This is a genomic window from Desulfovibrio subterraneus (genome assembly GCF_013340285.1).
In the GTDB taxonomy this organism is placed as follows: Bacteria; Desulfobacterota; Desulfovibrionia; order Desulfovibrionales; family Desulfovibrionaceae; genus Halodesulfovibrio; species Halodesulfovibrio subterraneus.
Map to the genome: position 1 here is coordinate 107,421 of NZ_BLVO01000004.1, position 17,751 is coordinate 125,171.

A 17,751-nucleotide genomic window follows, 5' to 3' on the forward strand; every position below is an offset into this window, starting at 1 on the left:
GCCGGATTTTCTCCGGTGGCCCTTCAGGTTAATGACAAACCCTCGTTTTCAGTAAAACCGTATTCCCGTTAAGCCGGAATCGAGGTCCAAAAACGGATTTTCATCGCTTATACGAGGTGCAGGAACGTTAGGTTCCTGCCCGGCGGAGCCAATAAATACCAGAAATGACTTTGTCAGCAGTCTGAGGGCCGCCGGATATTCTCCGGCGGCCCTTGCCTATGCGTATGAAAAAGCGATCAGCAGCAATTCAGCCGCTGCGAAATATGATCGATAATGTCCTCACGGGTCTTGCCGCTCAGTTCGAACACCTTGTCGCGCAGCCTGAGCAGAACCTCATGGGTTTTGACCAGTTCTTCTTCAGTGAAATCGGCGTACAGTTCCTGCTCAAACCGCACAATGGTATCGTGCATGTCCTCAAGCAACGGCTCCGCCTTGGAACACAGCTCAACCAGCTTGACCCGCCTGTCTTCCACAGAGGGTTGCCGGCGGACAAGGCCGTCTTCTTCCAGCCTGTCCAGCATGCGGACCAGCGTAGGGCACTCTATGCCAAGCAGGTTGGCTATCCGCTTCTGCGAAACAGGTTCCCCCAGTTCTTCGAGAACCCAGAGCACCTGCCACCGCGCGTTGCTCACGCCATGATCCTTGAAACGGGCATCAATGACGAACCGCAGTTCGCGGGAAATTTCAGATAACGTCAACCCCAGCTTGCTCTTTCCATACCTTGGGCGAATATTGCTCCCCAAAAAACGTTCTTCTTGCATTCTTCTATCCTCACCGGTCATCCCTGCCGCAACTGATGCCCTTTGTCCCCTGAACGCTTCAGGTTTACAGACATCCCGGCCGCAAGGATCGCCCCCGCCGTGACAGGCGGGGGCGACATCTTTCACCTGTTAATGCCCTTGGGCTTCATCTGCCTTCTTATCCACGCCGGAGGCGAGACGTTCCCGTTCTTCAGCACGGGCCTTGCCGCTGGTAAGCAGCGAGATGCCCCTGAAGAAGGCGGGAATGAAGAAGGTAGCGATGAACGTCGCCGCAAGCATGCCACCGATAACACTGGTACCGATGGAATGACGGCTGTTGGCACCGGCACCGGAGCTGATGGCGAGCGGAACAACGCCCAGCACGAATGCCAGAGAGGTCATGATGATCGGACGGAAACGCAGACGGGCTGCTTCAGCCGCCGCGGCCATGTAGCTCATGCCGTCGCGGTGCAGCTGCACGGCAAATTCGACGATGAGAATGGCGTTTTTGGACGCAAGGCCGATCAGCGTCACCAGAGCGATCTGGAAGTATACGTCGTTGGAAAGCCCGCGCATCCAGTTGGCCGCAATGGCACCGAAGAGTGCAAAGGGTACAACCATGATAACGGAAAGCGGCAGGCTCCAGCTTTCATACTGCGCTGCAAGGATAAGGAACACCATGAGCAGACCGAGAATGAACACCAGAGAAGAAGAACCGCCGGTGGCGCGTTCCTGATACGCAGAGCCCGTCCATGCCAGCGAGTAGTCATCGGACAGGTTTTCGCGGACCAGTTCTTCCATGGCGCTCAGGGCCTGACCGGAGCTGTAGCCGGGAGCCGGCTCACCAACAATCTTGGCTGCGGGGAACACGTTGAAGCGCTCCACAACTTCCGGACCGGTGGTCTGATGCACGTTCACCAATGCGAGCAGGGGAATCATCTCGCCCTCGTCGGAGCGGACGAACACCTTGCCAAGATCGTCAGGTCTGCTGCGGTAGTCCGCCTCGGACTGCAACTGCACGCGGAAAGTACGGCCGAGCTTGTTGAAGTCGTTGACATAGTAGGAACCAAAGGTGGCCTGCATGGTCTGGAACACGCGGCTGACCGGCACGCCCATGGCCTTGGCCTTTTCGCGGTCCAGCTGGATATCAAGCTGGGGAGAGCGCACACTGAAGGTGGTGTTGATCTGTCCCAGTTCCGGACGCTTGGCCGCTGCAGCGATGACCTTCGCGGTTGCATCGGCCAGTTCGGTAAGGTTACCGCCGCCACGGCTCTGCAGATAGCCTTCAAAACCACCGGTGTTACTCATGCCCGATATGGGGGGCATGTTGAACGCGAGGATGAAGCCGTCCAGAATGCCGAGGCCGCGATGGAACACCTGACCTACAACATCGGTGGAGGACTGGCCCTCGCCCTTGCGCTCGGCCCAGGGCTTCAGAATGATAAAGCTGGTACCGGCATTGGTCTTGTTGGTTCCTGAGATAAGGTCAAGACCGCTCAGGGATATGGTGTCCTGCACTTCAGGAATGGAGCTGCTTATCTTGTCCAGAGCTGCCATGGTTGCCTCGGTGCGCGAAAGTGACGCGCCGTCGGGCAGCATAGCCATGGCGATAATGTTACCCTTGTCTTCGCTGGGTACCAGCTGGCCGGGGACAATCTGGAACAGCGACCACGTGGCACCTATGACAGAGGCGAACAGCAGAACGGTCAGTGCGCCCCGACGCAGCAGTAAACGCACGCCGCTGGTATACCCTGCCGTCAGCTTGTCGAAGAACCTGTTGAAGGCCTGCAACGGAGCAATGATGGTGGGGTGTCCACCCTTGAGCAGCAGTGCGCAGAGAGCGGGGGTAAGCGTAAGCGCCACAAGACCCGAGATGATAACCGATACAGCGATGGTTACGGCGAACTGCTTGTACATTTCACCCGCAAGACCGCCCATGAAGGCAACGGGAATGAACACCGAGCACAGCACGAGCACAATGGCCACAACCGCACCTGAAACCTCGTCCATGGCCTTGATGGTGGCCTCACGTGGCGGCAGATGCTCTGTTGTCATTATTCGTTCCACGTTTTCGATAACAACGATGGCGTCGTCAACAACGATACCGATGGCGAGCACCAGACCGAACAACGTCAGCGTGTTTATCGAGAAGCCGAGCACATACATCCCCGCAAAGGTGCCGATAACGGATACCGGAACCGCAAGGCAGGGAATGAGTGTTGCACGCCAGTTCTGCAGGAACAGATAGATGATGGCGAACACCAGCAGAAATGCTTCGAACAGGGTGTGCACCACTTCTTCAACGGAAATGCGCACGAAGGTCGTGGTATCATATGGGATGGCGTAGTTGATACCGTCGGGGAGACGCGTGGCCACTTCCTTCATCTTTGCCGTCACAAGGTCACCCACTTCCAGCGCGTTGGCACCGGGAGAGAGGTAGATACCAAGGGCAACGGAAGGACGGCCCGACATCTTGGCGCGCAGCGAGTAGCTGTTTGCACCGAGTTCCAGACGCGCAACATCCTTGAGACGCAGAATGGTGCCGTCGGAATTGGCGCGCAGGATGATCTCGCCGAACTGCTCGGCGTCGGTCATACGGCCCTGCGTGGTCACGGTGTAGCTGAGCTCAACGGGAGAAGACAGCGGGTCACGGCCGATGGCACCGGCCGCGAACTGCGCGTTCTGCTCCTGAATGGCTGTGGCAATGTCCGCCGGAGTCAGCCCCAGCTGGGCAAGACGGTCCGGCTTGAGCCACACGCGCATGGCGTAATCCTGCGAACCGAACACCGCGGCATCGCCCACACCGGGCAGACGCTTGAGTTCGTCAATGATGTTCACAAGCGCATAGTTGCTCATGAAAATGGTGTCATACCGGCCGTCTGCAGAGGTGAGCATGACAACCTGCAAAAGGCTGGAAGACTTCTTGCTGACGGTAACGCCCAGAGCGCGCACTTCCGCGGGCAGCGAGGCAAGCGCAGCCTGCACGCGGTTGTTCACGTTAATGGTGTTCTGGTCAGGCTCGGAGCCGACCTTGAAGGTCACCGTCAGGGTCAGGGTGCCATCACCGGAGTTTACCGAGCGCATGTAAAGCATGTCTTCAACACCGTTGATTTTCTGCTCAAGCGGCGCGGCAACTGTCTGCGCGATGACTTCGGCGCTGGCACCGGGGTAGGATGCCGAAACGCTTACTTCGGGAGGTACGATTTCAGGAAACTCCGCCACGGGCAGCACCCGCATGGAGAGTGCCCCCGCCAGCACGATGACCAGCGAGACCACCGTGGCGAAGATGGGACGTGTTATGAAAAAACGGGAAAACATACGCAATCTCTCCCTTAGTTTGCAGAGCTTGCGTTATCGTTCTTCTCCGCAACCTTGCCGGAGTCCTGGGCCTTTGCGCCGTCTTCGGAAGGCAGAATCATGACGGGCGCGCCGGGGCGCACCTTCATGATGCCGTCGGCAACGACACGCTCACCGGCCTGAAGGCCGCCTTCAACAATAAAGCCGCTTGCAACGGTCTGTCCCAGCTGGACGGGACGGATGCTCGCCACGCTCTTGTCGTCGATGACATACACCATGGGGCCTTTCTGGCTGAACAGAATCGCGCGTTCAGGAACTACCAGCGCATCCTTGTAATACGCGCCTTCAAGCCGCACGCGGACAAACTCGCCGGGCAGCACAAGCGCATCGGCATTGGACACTTCGGCACGGGCGCGGATGGAACCGGTTGCGGGGTCCACGTACCTGTCTTCAAAGTTCATCTTGCCGGTTTCGCCATACACGCTGTTATCGGACAGCGTCAGACGCACGGTGTAGCCGTCAGCGGGAATCACAACCTTGCCTTCGCTGGCAAGACGGCGAATCTGCATGGATTCAGTGCCGGGTATGGCAAAGTTCACATACAGGGGATTCAGTTGGGTGATGGTGGTCAGCAGGCTGCCCGCGGAGTCGGTGGTAACAAGGCTGCCCTCGGAACGGGTTTCCTGACTGGTAATGCCGGAAATGGGGGCGCGCACCTGCGTGTACCCAAGATTCAGCTGATCAGACTGCAGCTTTGCTTCTGCCGCAGCCACTTCTGCCTTGCCGGAATCGAACGCGGCAAGGGCGTCGTCACGTTCCTTGGCGCTGACAACGCCACGGGCGTAAAGATCAGCGATTCGCCGGTATTCAAGACGCGCCTGCTCAAGCTTGGCTCTCAGGCTGGCAAGCTCGCCGCCTGCCTGTGCGGAAGATGCGCGGTACTGTTCCGGATCAAGCAGAAACAGCACGTCACCCTCGCGAACATAAGAACCTTCATGATAGGTGCGCTTGAGCAAAAGCCCCTGCACCCGCGCGCGCACTTCAACAGAGCGGGAACCTTCCGTCTGTCCTACATATTCAAAAAAGACCGGAACGTCGGCACGTTCCATAGTAATGGCCTTCACGGGAACGGCAGGAGCACCGTTTGCCGCCTGCGCGCTTGCGTCCTTTTCCTCACCGCAACCGGCAAGGGAAAGAACGAGGGCAGCAAGGCACATCATCTGAAAAGCTCGTGAAATAAACGTCATATGAACCTCTCGACTGTTGGTATCGAAATAATGCCATCAAAAACTATTAGCTTGCTAATTATTGCTGAAGACAAATGCATCATCCCCCTGCCCGTGTCAAGCGACCACTCAACTTGTTAACAGTGTTTTACAAGTCCTCAGCTTTCGCTTGTGTCAAACCATGACCAAGACGCTCATACTAAATCATAACATTGCTGAATCAATGATTTTTAATCCAAACACTGTGTCATATACGCATGAAGGAAAGTGTTTTTGTATCACCCAATTCAATGCGTTATTGGTGCATGAATAGAAAATTCCGTCCACCAGCCGGCAATCATGCGGGCAGGGGCGGAAAAGGATGTGAAGGAAGTATGGAAACAGTGTTACGTCCCGCAACCGGAGAGGCTTTCGGCCTCCCCTTTACCGGACTCGGACACGACCTTGCCCCCGCTGTCGCCCGCGCCGCTCTGCTTGAGTGGAAGGTGATACCGGTCATGGCCGTGCTGCATCCGAATGCGTCGGGTCTGCGCCCGGCCCGTCCGGAGACGTTGCCCGCAGTTGCCGGATTCGGGCTTCTCGTGGCGTTAGGCCGCGAGATTCGGGGACGCTAGAAACGCACCATCCAATCCCAAGGAGGCATAATGCCAGTCTCACGCAGACAATTCCTCAAACTCACGGCCGGAGCAGCCACCGCCAGCGCGTTCGGCGGGCTGGGTCTGAGTCTCTCCCCCACCGTGGCACAGGCGCAGTTGCTCAAACTGCACTGGGCCAAGCAAACGACCTCTGTATGCTGTTACTGTGCCGTTGGTTGCGGCCTTATCGTGCATACCGCCAAAGACGGCCAGGGTCGCGCCATCAACGTTGAAGGTGATCCCGATCATCCTATCAACGAAGGCGCTCTCTGTGCCAAGGGCGCTTCCATCTGGCAGCTTGCGGAAAACGACCGCCGCCCCGCCACCCCTCTCTACCGTGCTCCCTACAGCAACGAATGGACGCCCGTATCGTGGGAATGGGCCTACGAGCAGATCGCCAAGCGCGTCAAAAAAACCCGCGATGAATCTTTCCAGCTGAAGAACGAAAAGGGTGAACCGGTCAACCGCACCGAGGCCATTGCCTCTGTCGGCTCTGCCGCCATGGATAACGAGGAATGCTGGATCTACCAGAGCTTCCTCAGATCACTCGGCCTGGTGTTCATAGAACATCAGGCACGTATCTGACACAGCGCAACTGTTGCGGCTCTGGCAGAGTCGTTCGGACGCGGTGCGATGACCAACCACTGGATCGACCTCAAGAACAGTGATTGCATTCTGATAATGGGCAGCAACGCTGCCGAAAACCACCCCATTTCCTTCAAGTGGGTGCTTAAGGCCAAGGACAAGGGCGCAACCCTTATCCATGTGGACCCCCGTTTCACGCGTACTTCCGCAAAGTGCGACATGTATGCCCCCATCCGCTCTGGTGCGGACATTCCGTTCCTTGGCGGCATGATCAAGTACATTCTCGATAACGAAATGTACTTCAAGGACTACATCGTCAACTACACCAACGCAGCCTTCATTGTCGGCAAGGACTACAAGTTCAAGAACGGACTTTTCTCCGGTTTCGACCCCAAGAAGGCTTCGTACGACAAGACCAAGTGGAATTTCGAAATGGATGCGGACGGCGTGCCCAAGCGCGACGCTACGCTCAAGGACCCCCGCTGCGTCTTCAACCTGATGAAGGAACACTACAAGCGCTACACGCTTGACAAGGTTGCCTCTGTCACCGGCACCCCCAAGGAAGATATCCTCAAGGTTTACAAGGCTTTTGCTGCCACCGGCAAAAAGGACAAATCCGGCACCATCATGTACGCCATGGGCTGGACTCAGCACACCGTGGGCGTGCAGAACATCCGTGCCATGTCCATGATCCAGCTGCTGCTGGGCAACATCGGCGTGGCTGGCGGCGGTGTGAACGCACTGCGCGGCGAATCCAACGTGCAGGGTTCCACCGACCAGTGTCTGCTGGTGCACATCATTCCCGGGTATCTGGCCACCCCCAACTCCAAGTGGGCGAGCCTTGCGGACTACAACAAGAACAACACCCCCGCCTCCAAGGACCCCATGTCCGCCAACTGGTGGGGCAACAAGCCCAAGTATCTTGCCAGCCTGCTGAAGGCCATGTATCCGGCGGCATCGCTGGATGAAGCCTACAACTGGATGCCCAAGCTGGACGGCCACAAGCCCATGTCCAACTACTACTGGCTCTCGCTCTTCGACAAGATGACGCACGGCCAGTTCAAGGGCTTCTTCGCATGGGGCCAGAACCCCGCCTGCGGCGGCGCGAACGCCAACAAGACCCGCGAAGCCATGGGCGAGCTGGACTGGATGGTGAACGTAAACATCTTCGACAACGAAACCGCATCGTTCTGGAAGGGTCCCAAAATGGAACCCGGAAAGATCAAGACGGAAGTATTCTTCCTGCCCTGCGCGGTTTCCATTGAAAAGGAAGGTTCCGTTACCAACTCCGGCCGCTGGATGCAGTGGCGCTACGCCGGTCCCAAGCCCTTTGCGGAAACCAAGCCCGACGGCGACATCATCCTTGAACTCATGGAAAAGATCCGTGAACTCTACCGCATGGAAGGCGGCGCGTTCCCCTTCCCCGTCACCGGCCTGAACACCGGCGACTGGCAGAACGAGCACGGGCACTTTGATCCGCACAAGGTTGCCAGGCTGATCAACGGCTACTTCCTCAAGGACAAGGAAATCAAGGGCAAGCTCTACAAGAAGGGCGAGCAGGTTCCCACCTTCGCCTTCCTGCAGGACGACGGCTCCACCTGTTCCGGTAACTGGCTCTACTGCGGTTCTTACACCGACAAGGGCAACATGGCTGCCCGCCGCGACAAGACCCAGACCCCCGAGCAGGAAAAAGTGGGCCTCTATCCCAACTGGGCATGGTGCTGGCCGGTAAACCGCCGCATTCTGTACAACAGAGCCTCTGTCGACCCCAAGGGCGTTCCCTACGCACCAGACAAGGCAGTCATCAGCTGGCAGGACGGCAAGTGGGTGGGCGACGTTCCGGACGGCGGATGGGACCCGGGCACCAAGCATCCCTTCATCATGCAGAAGCACGGCTACGGCCAGATATACGGCCCCGGCCGTCAGGAAGGCCCCTTCCCGGAACACTACGAACCGCTGGAATGCCCCGTGAAGGAAAACCCCTTCTCGCCGCAGCTGCATAACCCCACCGCGTTCAAGATCGCCGGTGAAGATCGTGCCGTATGCGACCCGCGCTTCCCGTTCGTGGGTACCACCTACCGCGTTACCGAACACTGGCAGACCGGTCTCATGACCCGCTTCCAGGACTGGCTTGTTGAAGCTGAACCGCAGCTCTTCTGCGAAATCAGCGAAGAACTCGCAGCCCTGCGCGGTATTGAAAACGGCGAGCATGTCAAGGTATCGAGCCTGCGCGGCGAACTGGACTGCGTGGCCATCGTGACCAAGCGCATCAAGCCCTTCAAGGTGCTTGGCAATGAAGTACACATGGTAGGTCTGCCCTGGCATTATGGCTGGGTAACCCCCAAGAACGGCGGAGATTCCGCCAACCTCCTCACCCCCTCCGTGGGCGACCCGAACACCGGTATTCCGGAAACTAAGGCGTTCATGGTTGACGTGAGAAAGAAGCAGGGAGCGTAAGCCATGGCTAAGAAGTTCTTCATCGACCTTACCCGTTGTACGGCATGCCGTGGCTGTCAGATTGCCTGCAAGCAGTGGCACAAGCTGCCCGCAGAAGAAACCATCAACTGGGGTTCTCACCAGAACCCGCGCGACCTGTCGTTCATCACCTACAAGCTGGTACGCTTCACGGAAATCGTGAAGGACGGCAAGGTGGACTGGCTGTTCTTCCCTGAGCAGTGCCGCCACTGCATGGAACCGCCCTGCAAGGGGCAGGCGGATCTGGATGACGAACGCGCTGTCCTTAAGGACGAGCTGACCGGCGCAGTCATCTTCACCGAATACACCAAGCTGGTGGACGGTGAAGGCGTACGCAGCGCTTGTCCTTACGACATTCCGCGTGTTGATCCTGAATCCAAGATCATCTCCAAGTGCGACATGTGTCTGGACAGGGTGCACAATGGCATGAAGCCTTCCTGTGTTCTCTCCTGCCCCACCGGCACCATGAACTTCGGCGAAGAAGATGAAATGATGGCACTGGCGGAAGAACGCCTTGCCACCGTGAAGAAACAGTATCCCGAAGCCGTTCTGGGCGATGCCTTTGACGTGCGCGTGGTTTACCTCTTCCAGCAGGACCCCACGGCGTACTTTGAAAAGGCCGTGGCCGATGCCAGCCCGCAGTACATGAACCGCAAGCAGATGTTTGCGCGCATCATGGGCAGAAACACCCGCAAGGCATAGCGCCCTTCGATGCTGTTGCCCCGGACGCGTGACCATGGAAGGTGTTGCCATGAAACATGTTCCCTCGGAACGTGCTGATAGAACACCGGAACTGCTGAACAGCTGAATAGCTAAAACGGTCCGGCGGATTTCTCCGCAAAAAGAAATCCGCCGGACACAAATTTCACCTTCCGATCCGCCGTTTTCCAAGGGGACGGAAGAATGCCGGGGCGCTCCCCGCGCCTTGCGCATGCATATTGTTTGTTTCGCCTCACCCTGCGAAACGGCATCTCCGACGCTCTCGGAGTCACATCCCTGCCGCCTGCGTTTCACCCGCGCAGGCGGTTTTTCATACCCCCGCCAACCGCATACAATCTGCGCATGGCACGCCGCATTCTGCCCGCATAGTGCCCGCGCCCTGTCTGCATCCGGCGGCTCTCTTCCCATCCGGCATGAAATAGTGCTAGGTTTGCCCATACAACCACAGGAGAACACACATGAAAGCTGTCGGCATAGTTGGCTACAAGAAATCCGGTAAAACCACCCTCACAGCGAAGCTGGCCGATGCGCTTGAAGCACGCGGCCGCACCGTCGCCATTGCCAAATTCACCCACCACGGCCTCGACAAGGACGGAACCGACACCGCAACCTTTGCAGCCCCGAACAGAACCGTCATCGGCCTCGGCCCAGATGAAACCGCCATATTCTGGGGCGGAAAACGCTATCTCATCGATTTGCTCCCCCTTGCACAGGCCGATATCCTGCTCGTTGAAGGTGGCAAGGACCTCACCTGGCTGCCCCGCATACTCTGTCTGAAATCCGCATCGGAAGCGGAAGAACTCGACCGTGGGCTCGCCCTTGCCACCTATGGCGATGTGGCTGCGCCCTATCTCAAGTCCTTCCGCGAAGACACCATGGATAAACTGGCCCAGTTGGTGGAAGAGCGCGCCTTCATGCTTCCCGGTCTGGACTGCGGTGCCTGTACTGCCGCCACCTGCGAAGGCATTGCCAAGTCCATAGTCAAAGGCAAGGGGACCATACGTGACTGCAAGAGCGTGAACACAGACGGCTTTTCTGTCACCGTGAACGGAGCTCCCATCGGGCTGAATCCCTTTGTGGAACGCATCATCCGCTCCAGCATCACCGGCATGCTGAGCGAGCTGAAAGGCTATGCCCCCGGTGAAGTGGTCATCACCCTCAAGAACTAAGCATCCCCCCGCAACAAAAAGGGAGGCGTTTCCGCCTCCCTTTTCATTTATCTGTCCGCCTGAACCCGCTGAACCCTGCGCAGATTCAGCAGCTCCACACCAAGGCTGAAGGCCATGGCGAAATAGATGTAGCCCTTGGGTACATGCACGCCCGCCCCTTCACCCACCAGCGTGAAGCCCACGAGAAGGAGAAAGGCCATGGCCAGCATCTTGAACGAAGGATGCGCCGTGACAAACTCGCCGATGGGTTTTGCCGCAAACAGCATCAGCCCCACCGAGGCAATGACCGCCAGCATCATGATGGGCAGATGCTCGACAAGCCCCACCGCCGTGATGACGGAATCCAGCGAAAAGATGATGTCCAGCAGCACGATCTGCACAATGGCCGCCGGGAAATTGGAAGCTCTGGGCGCCGTTTCGCTATGCGAATTCTCCATTTCGTGATGGATCTCCATGGTGGCCTTGGCCAGCAGGAACAGACCACCCGCAAGCAGGATGATGTCACGGCCGGATATGCCCCTGCCAAGCACCTCGAAGAGAGGCTCGGTAAGCGACATAACCCACGAGATGGAGGCCAGCAGCAGAAGACGCATGCCCATGGCCAGAATCAGGCCCAGCCTTCTGGCCTTGTCCCGCTGCGAAGCGGGAAGCCGTGATGTGACAAGGGAAAGAAAGACGATGTTGTCGATACCGAGCACAATCTCAAGCGCGGTAAGCGTAAGAAAGCCGACCCATGCATGGGGATCGAGCATCCATGTGAACATGAAACATTCCTGAAGCGGACGGGGGGCAAAGTCCGAGAAGCTGTCGGGCGGTCCGTGCGCCTTTCATCTTCCAGGTCTTGCCAAGGCCATCCCGCATGCGCCAGAGCCGAACGGCCCGAGATTGTTGGTACATGCTTTCCGGCTCATGCCGGAAACGGCTACTCCCCTGTGGTGAGGGAGTAATTATTTACACGAACAGCCCCCTCGTCAAGGGGAAAACCCGCATACTTTTTGTCCCACAAAACCGGATACAAAGCGCTATTGCTGAAAATAATAGTACCACCGTACTTGCGTATCAAAAATTGTTTGTGTAAACAAACGAAAAGATCGGGCACGTGGCAAGTCGCTCGCGACGCACGGCAGGCGCGCCGCACGAACGCACACACAACCGCACCAAACGGGATACGCATGTACTTCAAGAACTACGACAATACTATCCATTTCGAAATCATGGTCCGTATAGCCAAGGCCTTCCATAGTGACGACTTTGAAGCTGCCGTAGACAGAATCCCGCAGGAAATGCGTCCGCGTTCTCCCAAAAGCTCGCGTTGCTGTATCTACCGTGACCGCGCAATCATCAAATACCGCTGCATGGCCACCCTCGGGTTTGCCATTGAGAACGAAGAAAACGAACTGAAGCCCCTTTCCGCCTACGCCCGCGAAGCATTGGAACGCGACAGCGTGCGGGGTAACATGATCACCTTCATAGATGAAGCTTGCAACGGCTGCGTGCGCACCCATTACGAGGCCACCAGCGCATGCCGTGGCTGCCTGGCAGAAGCCTGCGTGCAGCACTGTCCCAAAGATGCCGTGCAGGTGATTAACGGCAAGTCCGTGATCGACCCTGAGAAGTGTATCAAGTGCGGCAAGTGCATGGACGCCTGCCCGTATCACGCCATCGTCTACATTCCCATTCCCTGCGAGGAATCCTGCCCCACAGGAGCCATTTCAAAGGACGTGAGCGGCAAGGAAGTCATCGACTACTCCAAGTGCATCTTCTGCGGCAAGTGCCTGGCAGCCTGTCCGTTCACCGCCGTGCTTGAGCGTTCGCAGATGGTTGACGTGATGCAGCGGATGAAAAACGGAAAATCCATGGTTGCCATGATCGCACCGGCCATCGCGGGCGAGTTCAACGCCAGCATGAAGCAGCTTGCAACCGCGCTGCGCCGTATAGGTTTCAGCGACGTGGTGGAAGTGGCCGCAGGCGCGGACATCACCGCACGCCGCGAGGCAGACGAATTTATCGAACGCATGGAGCACGGCGCGTCTTTCATGACCACCTCGTGCTGCCCTGCCTATACCGAGCTTGTGCGCAAGCATGTTCCCGAGCTTGCCCCCCACGTTTCCGACACCCGCACCCCCATGCACTACACCGCACGGATGGTGAAAGAGCGTGATGCGGAAAGCTGCACCGTCTTTGTGGGTCCCTGCGTTGCCAAGCGGCACGAAGGCACCAATGACGAATACGTGGATCACGTACTGACCTTTCAGGAACTGGAAGCCATGTTTCAGGCACACGGCATCGTGATTGCCGAATGCGAAGAAAGCGAATTCGGCATAGCCGGATGTCGCGAAGGTCGTAGCTTCCCCGTGAGCGGCGGGGTAACGGCCGGAATCCGTTCCATGATCAACGAGCGAGCGGAGATTCTTCGCCCCACCATCGTGGATGGCCTTACCTCCAAAACGCTCAAGGAACTCAGAAATTTTGTCAAAAAAGGCGCACCCGGCAACTTTGTGGAAGTCATGGGATGCGAGGGCGGCTGTGTGGCCGGTCCCGCAACCGTAGTACCCGCCCGCAAAGCCGCCAAGAAGTGCACCGAATACGCATTATCCAGTCCGAGCGCTCTCAGCGTCGAGAGAGCCAGCGACTGATCCACAAAGAGAGACAACGGAGTTTGCCCACTCCGAGTTTGATCATGCCTGCAAACTGTTCTCTCAAGCCCACTGGACCGGGGCCAGCCCACGTCCCCGGTCCGAATTTCCCCTTCTGCGGGGGCGGCATAACACTCCTATAGCACCCCCCTTCCCCAGCCGTCCCCGCAGAAATCCAGGCACCCCACAGGAGTTCTGCATGCACCACAGCACCCGCCATCTGCCCGATTTCATAGATAACAGCCGCATTGAAAACGCCCTTTCAGACACAGGGTTCAGTGACGATTCGGTTGCCATACGGGACATACTCGCCAAGGCTGATGCCAAGGCAGGTCTCAGCATGGAAGAGGCGGCATGCCTGTTGAAAACGCAGAACCCGGAATCCGTGCAGGCCATTCTGGAAACAGCTTCGCGCCTCAAAAAATCCATCTACGGCAACCGTCTTGTCCTTTTCGCTCCCCTTTACGTTACCAACGAATGCTGCAACCGCTGCCTGTACTGCGGTTTTCAGGACACCAATGCGCAGCTTGAACGCCGCACGCTGACGGATGAAGAACTGCGCGAAGAAGTGCGCATTCTGGAATCGCAGGGGCAGAAACGCCTGCTGCTGGTCTACGGCGAGCACCCCACGCTGGGGGCGGAATGGATGGCCCGGACCATGCGCACGGTCTATGAAACAAGCTCCGGCGATTGCGGCCAGATACGCCGTGTGAACGTGAACTGCGCCCCGCTTTCCGTGGAAGGGTTCCGCACCCTCAAAGCAGAGGGCATAGGCACCTACCAGTGTTTTCAGGAAACCTACCACCGCCCCACCTATGCGGCCATGCACCTGCGCGGCCCCAAAAGCGACTACCTGTGGCGGCTCTATGCCCTGCACCGCGCCATGGAAGCAGGCATTGACGACGTGGGCATAGGCCCCCTTTTCGGCTTGTACAATCCCGATTTCGAGGTGCTCGCCACGCTCAACCACGCAGCGCAGCTGGAAAAGGATTGCGGCGTGGGTCCGCACACGGTTTCCTTCCCCCGTCTGGAACCTGCCCTTGGAGCGCATGTTGCCAGCCGCCCGCCGCATGCCCTTTCCGACTCCCATTTCACGCGCATAGTGGCCGTGCTGCGCCTTGCGCTGCCCTACACGGGACTCATTCTTTCCACACGGGAATCCGCAGAGCTGCGGACCAGACTCATCGAGGTGGGCGTATCGCAGATATCCGCAGCCTCGCGCACCTATCCCGGCGGCTATGCCGATGCGGAAAAGGCCACAAAGAGGTCATGCTCCTGCAGCAATGCGGACTCACACAGCCAGAACACGCCGGAGCAGAACCACGTGCATGCAACCGGGAAACCGGAAGCCCAGCAATTTGCCACCGGCGACCACCGCACGCTGGATGAAGTGGTTCACGACATTGTGGCCAACCACGGCTACCTGCCCTCATGGTGCACGGCCTGCTACCGCGCAGGGCGCACCGGCGACCATTTCATGGACCTTGCGAAGACAGGGGGCATACAGAAGTTCTGCCACCCTAACTCTCTGCTCACCTTTCAGGAATACCTGCTGGATTACGCCACCGCGCAGACACGCGAGGCGGGTGAACGACTCATCGCCGCAGAGCTGGCCGGACAGCCGGAATCGCGCCGCCTGAAATTACAGGCAATGCTGGAACGCATCCGCAACGGCGAACGGGATCTATATATCTAGGCGGCTTCATCTTTCCGGCCGGACATGAGGGAATCAATCTCCAACGGGTCGCTGGCTTCACTGTTGCGCACGAGCGATATGGCATCGTTGGCGCACTGAAAACGGCACACTCCGCAGCCCATGCATTCTGCGGCATCCACAACCGCAGTACCCCCATCCATGTGTATGGCGCTGAACTGGCATTTCTTCGCGCATTTGCCGCAGCCCACACAGCGTTCCGCATCCACCGTTGCAAGGTAGCCCGAGGATTCCAGCATGGGCACGCCGTTGAAATGCGCCCGCATGGCCCCGCAACAGCATGAGCAGCAGTTGCATATGGCGTAATAGCGGCCGAGCACCGCCTCCTTGAAAAAGGCGTGCGTCACATGCCCCCTGCGGTTTTCTTCCTCTATCACACGTACAGCCTCGTCCGGCGTTACCCGACGGGTCTTGTCCGGGTGATGCTCCTCCACAAAGGTCACGAACGGCTCACCCACGATCATGCACACATCCAGCGGCAGGCAGGGATTCTCGCTGTTCACGCGGCATGGGCAATCGAACAAAACAATATGGTCGGGATGTTCAAGGATAAGGTCCTTGGCCGAGGAATACGGCAGCACCTTCTCAAGATTGGGGAGTGCTATGCTCCGCTTTACCATTATCAGCTTGCGGGCTGATTCGGTGCGCAGCACCTTGCCGTGGTAGGTATCCGCAAATCCGCCGGTCCCTTTAGGTGAGGCAAAGTCGCTCTCCTTCCACAAACCAAGGCGGTCCGCTATCCAGCAAAGCGGTTCGCTGAGATAGCGCGACAGGGGATGATGGCCCTTGCCTATCCCAATGTAAAAATAGGGAAAACGCAGGTAGAAGTAGCCGTGCAGGAACTCCGCAAAGGAAAAATCCTCCTTCTTGCGAAACTCTCTGTACAGCTGCACGGTGGAAGGATGGGCTATGTGCTCAAGAACCCGTTCAAACTGCAGCATGGGTGTTGCCTCCTTTCGTGCCGTGTGGTCCCGGTTGCGGACGAAAGGACATGACGGGATCATACACCATTCCGTCAACGGGTGACAACCACCTGATGAAATCCCGACCGGTGCACCGGTCAGTATTCTGATCGAATGTCGAGGGAATATCCTGAGCTATACGGAATCAGCCGTCGTTGCGGCTCCGTCTGTATCCGTGGGGAAAGCCGGGGTCATAGAGCTTGGAAAAACGGGCAGAACCGTCTTCACCCGGCAGCACAAGAAACACGGTCTGGCGATGCAGCCCATGTTCGCGCACGGCCTCAAGCATACCGCCTATGGTGGTGTGTACTAGCTTCTGCTCCGGCCAGCCCACACGATAGGCCACAATAACGGCCACAGTATCTTCCAGCCCGCCCGCGCGCAGTTCATCCACTATGCCCTGCGGGTTGGCCGCGGAAAGATAGATGGCCATGGCGCACCTGTGGCGGGCCAGATCGCGGAGCTTTTCCGTATCGGGAACGGGCGTGCGCCCTTCCAGCCGGGTGATGATGAAGGATTGAGAGAGATCGGGAACCGTCAGCGAGGTGGACGAGGCAGCAGCGGCAGCAAACCCTGCGGTCACCCCGGGTACCACCGCATGGCGGATGCCTTCTGCATCCAGAAGATGCATCTGCTCGCGTATGGCCCCGTAGAGAGAAGGATCGCCCGTATGCACGCGGGCCACCATGCCGCCCGCCGCAACTGTGCGCATGATGCAGGCATGGGTTTCTTCAAGGTTCATGGGGGCGGAATCCACAACCAGCGCATCGGCACGGGCATGGGCAACAACCGCTTCGGGAACAAGCGAACCCGCATACAGCACAAGGTCGGCCTCGGCGATGAGTCGCTGTCCTTTCACGGTAATCAGCTCAGGGTCTCCCGGCCCTGCGCCTATGAACCAAACCTGAATCCGCTCCTCTCCCTGCGCACCGGTCGCGGCGCCCTGCTCATGAACCTGCATTAACTTTCCTGTAATATTTCTCGGTAATGGAATCTATGGTGCCGTCGTGGTGCATCTGCAAGAGAATCTTGTCCAGTTTTTTGCGCACATCCGTCAAGTTGGACAGACGGGAAAAAGCAATATACGAGGGAATTTTATCTCCGACAGGCCCCAAGGCATACAGTTTGTCCGCGAATCCGGCCTGTTCTGCAAGATAAATGGCCACATCCCGCTCCAGAGGTGCCACCTGCACCTTGCCGGCAGCGACCGATTCCATGAGCTCCGCCAAAGTATACATCTCTATCTGTCGCGGAAATAAGCCGCTGCGCAAAGCTTCGTCCACGACCGGCCCGTAACTGTAGCTGAGAACCACGCCCACGGTCTTTCCGGCAAGGCTGCGCATATCCCCTTTCCACTTCAGCGAAGCATCTGTGGTGAAAAAGTAGACGTGATCATAAAACATCTCATTGGTGCAGAAATCGAAAATCTCGCTCCGCTCCTGCGTCCAGTAGATGTTGACGATGGCGTCCGCTCCGCCGTTCTTCACCAGATACATGGCACGGGACCACGGAACCGTTTTGAGTTCAAAATCGATATCCGCGCGGCGCATGGCCTCCGCAACAATATCCACCGCTGCTCCGGTTGCCCCCAG

12 protein-coding genes and 1 pseudogene are annotated in these 17,751 nt (G+C 57.9%); 6 read left to right on the forward strand and 7 right to left on the reverse strand.

Going from position 1 to position 17,751, the window contains the following annotated elements; translation table 11 throughout:
* Positions 1–236 precede the first annotated feature (236 nt).
* The 3 genes from HUV30_RS00955 to HUV30_RS00965 form a co-directional block, all read right to left on the reverse strand.
* Entirely contained in the window at positions 237–698 is a 462-nt protein-coding gene (locus HUV30_RS00955; RefSeq protein ID WP_174403528.1) for a MarR family winged helix-turn-helix transcriptional regulator, read from the reverse strand.
* A 192-nt stretch (positions 699–890) separates the two neighbouring features.
* Positions 891–4,058 carry an efflux RND transporter permease subunit gene (locus tag HUV30_RS00960; RefSeq protein WP_174403529.1) on the reverse strand — a complete coding sequence of 1,056 codons (3,168 nt, stop codon included), beginning with the start codon at positions 4,056–4,058 and terminating at the stop codon, positions 891–893.
* Positions 4,059–4,072: 14 nt separating this feature from the next.
* Positions 4,073–5,284 (reverse strand): efflux RND transporter periplasmic adaptor subunit, encoded by a 1,212-nt coding sequence (locus HUV30_RS00965; protein ID WP_174403530.1) that lies wholly within the window; start codon positions 5,282–5,284, stop codon positions 4,073–4,075.
* Positions 5,285–5,637: 353 nt separating this feature from the next.
* Here HUV30_RS00965 and HUV30_RS00970 point away from each other — a divergent pair, with 353 nt between their 5' ends.
* From HUV30_RS00970 to HUV30_RS00985, 4 genes and pseudogenes are all read left to right on the forward strand, one after another.
* On the forward strand, positions 5,638–5,877 hold the full coding sequence (locus HUV30_RS00970; RefSeq protein ID WP_174403531.1) for a hypothetical protein: 240 nt from the start codon (positions 5,638–5,640) through the stop codon (positions 5,875–5,877).
* A gap of 30 nt (positions 5,878–5,907) precedes the next feature.
* Positions 5,908–8,940: a formate dehydrogenase-N subunit alpha gene (gene fdnG, locus HUV30_RS00975; protein ID WP_174403532.1), complete on the forward strand. Its 3,033-nt coding sequence runs from the start codon at positions 5,908–5,910 to the stop codon at positions 8,938–8,940.
* 3 nt (positions 8,941–8,943) lie between these two features.
* On the forward strand, positions 8,944–9,660 hold the full coding sequence (locus HUV30_RS00980; protein ID WP_174403533.1) for a 4Fe-4S dicluster domain-containing protein: 717 nt from the start codon (positions 8,944–8,946) through the stop codon (positions 9,658–9,660).
* Between the two features lie 473 nt (positions 9,661–10,133).
* Positions 10,134–10,847: pseudogene (locus HUV30_RS00985) on the forward strand (molybdopterin-guanine dinucleotide biosynthesis protein MobB); the annotation flags it as partial.
* Between the two features lie 47 nt (positions 10,848–10,894).
* Here HUV30_RS00985 and HUV30_RS00990 read toward each other — a convergent pair.
* Entirely contained in the window at positions 10,895–11,611 is a 717-nt protein-coding gene (locus HUV30_RS00990) for a TerC family protein (protein ID WP_174403535.1), read from the reverse strand.
* A 408-nt stretch (positions 11,612–12,019) separates the two neighbouring features.
* Between HUV30_RS00990 and HUV30_RS00995 the strand changes: the two genes are divergently transcribed.
* Positions 12,020–13,483 (forward strand): 4Fe-4S dicluster domain-containing protein, encoded by a 1,464-nt coding sequence (locus tag HUV30_RS00995; protein ID WP_174403536.1) that lies wholly within the window; start codon positions 12,020–12,022, stop codon positions 13,481–13,483.
* A gap of 199 nt (positions 13,484–13,682) precedes the next feature.
* Entirely contained in the window at positions 13,683–15,179 is a 1,497-nt protein-coding gene (hydG, locus tag HUV30_RS01000; RefSeq protein ID WP_174403537.1) for a [FeFe] hydrogenase H-cluster radical SAM maturase HydG, read from the forward strand.
* On the opposite strand, the gene HUV30_RS01005 is transcribed toward hydG, so the two are convergent.
* The 3 genes from HUV30_RS01005 to HUV30_RS01015 all read right to left on the reverse strand — a co-directional run bounded on the left by HUV30_RS01005 (position 15,176) and on the right by HUV30_RS01015 (position 17,730).
* Complete coding sequence (locus HUV30_RS01005; protein ID WP_174403538.1) at positions 15,176–16,138, reverse strand: ATP-binding protein; 963 nt, start codon at positions 16,136–16,138, stop codon at positions 15,176–15,178. The genes hydG and HUV30_RS01005 overlap by 4 nt on opposite strands.
* A gap of 166 nt (positions 16,139–16,304) precedes the next feature.
* Entirely contained in the window at positions 16,305–17,120 is an 816-nt protein-coding gene (cobM, locus tag HUV30_RS01010; protein ID WP_174403539.1) for a precorrin-4 C(11)-methyltransferase, read from the reverse strand.
* Positions 17,107–17,730, reverse strand: a complete 624-nt coding sequence (locus HUV30_RS01015) for a substrate-binding periplasmic protein (protein WP_373869317.1) — start codon at positions 17,728–17,730, stop codon at positions 17,107–17,109. The genes cobM and HUV30_RS01015 overlap by 14 nt, the downstream gene beginning before the upstream one ends.
* Positions 17,731–17,751: the final 21 nt, after the last annotated feature.

Bases quoted from the DNA above. Each gene is read 5' to 3' on its own strand.
- HUV30_RS00970 (WP_174403531.1), top strand. From the start codon at position 5,638: ATGGAAACAGTGTTACGTCCCGCAACCGGAGAGGCTTTCGGCCTCCCC.
- cobM (WP_174403539.1), bottom strand. From the start codon at position 17,120: ATGCAGGTTCATGAGCAGGGCGCCGCGACCGGTGCGCAGGGAGAGGAG.
- HUV30_RS00995 (WP_174403536.1), top strand. From the start codon at position 12,020: ATGTACTTCAAGAACTACGACAATACTATCCATTTCGAAATCATGGTC.
- HUV30_RS00960 (WP_174403529.1), bottom strand. From the start codon at position 4,058: ATGTTTTCCCGTTTTTTCATAACACGTCCCATCTTCGCCACGGTGGTC.
- HUV30_RS00980 (WP_174403533.1), top strand. From the start codon at position 8,944: ATGGCTAAGAAGTTCTTCATCGACCTTACCCGTTGTACGGCATGCCGT.
- HUV30_RS00990 (WP_174403535.1), bottom strand. From the start codon at position 11,611: ATGTTCACATGGATGCTCGATCCCCATGCATGGGTCGGCTTTCTTACG.
- HUV30_RS00965 (WP_174403530.1), bottom strand. From the start codon at position 5,284: ATGACGTTTATTTCACGAGCTTTTCAGATGATGTGCCTTGCTGCCCTC.
- HUV30_RS01005 (WP_174403538.1), bottom strand. From the start codon at position 16,138: ATGCTGCAGTTTGAACGGGTTCTTGAGCACATAGCCCATCCTTCCACC.
- hydG (WP_174403537.1), top strand. From the start codon at position 13,683: ATGCACCACAGCACCCGCCATCTGCCCGATTTCATAGATAACAGCCGC.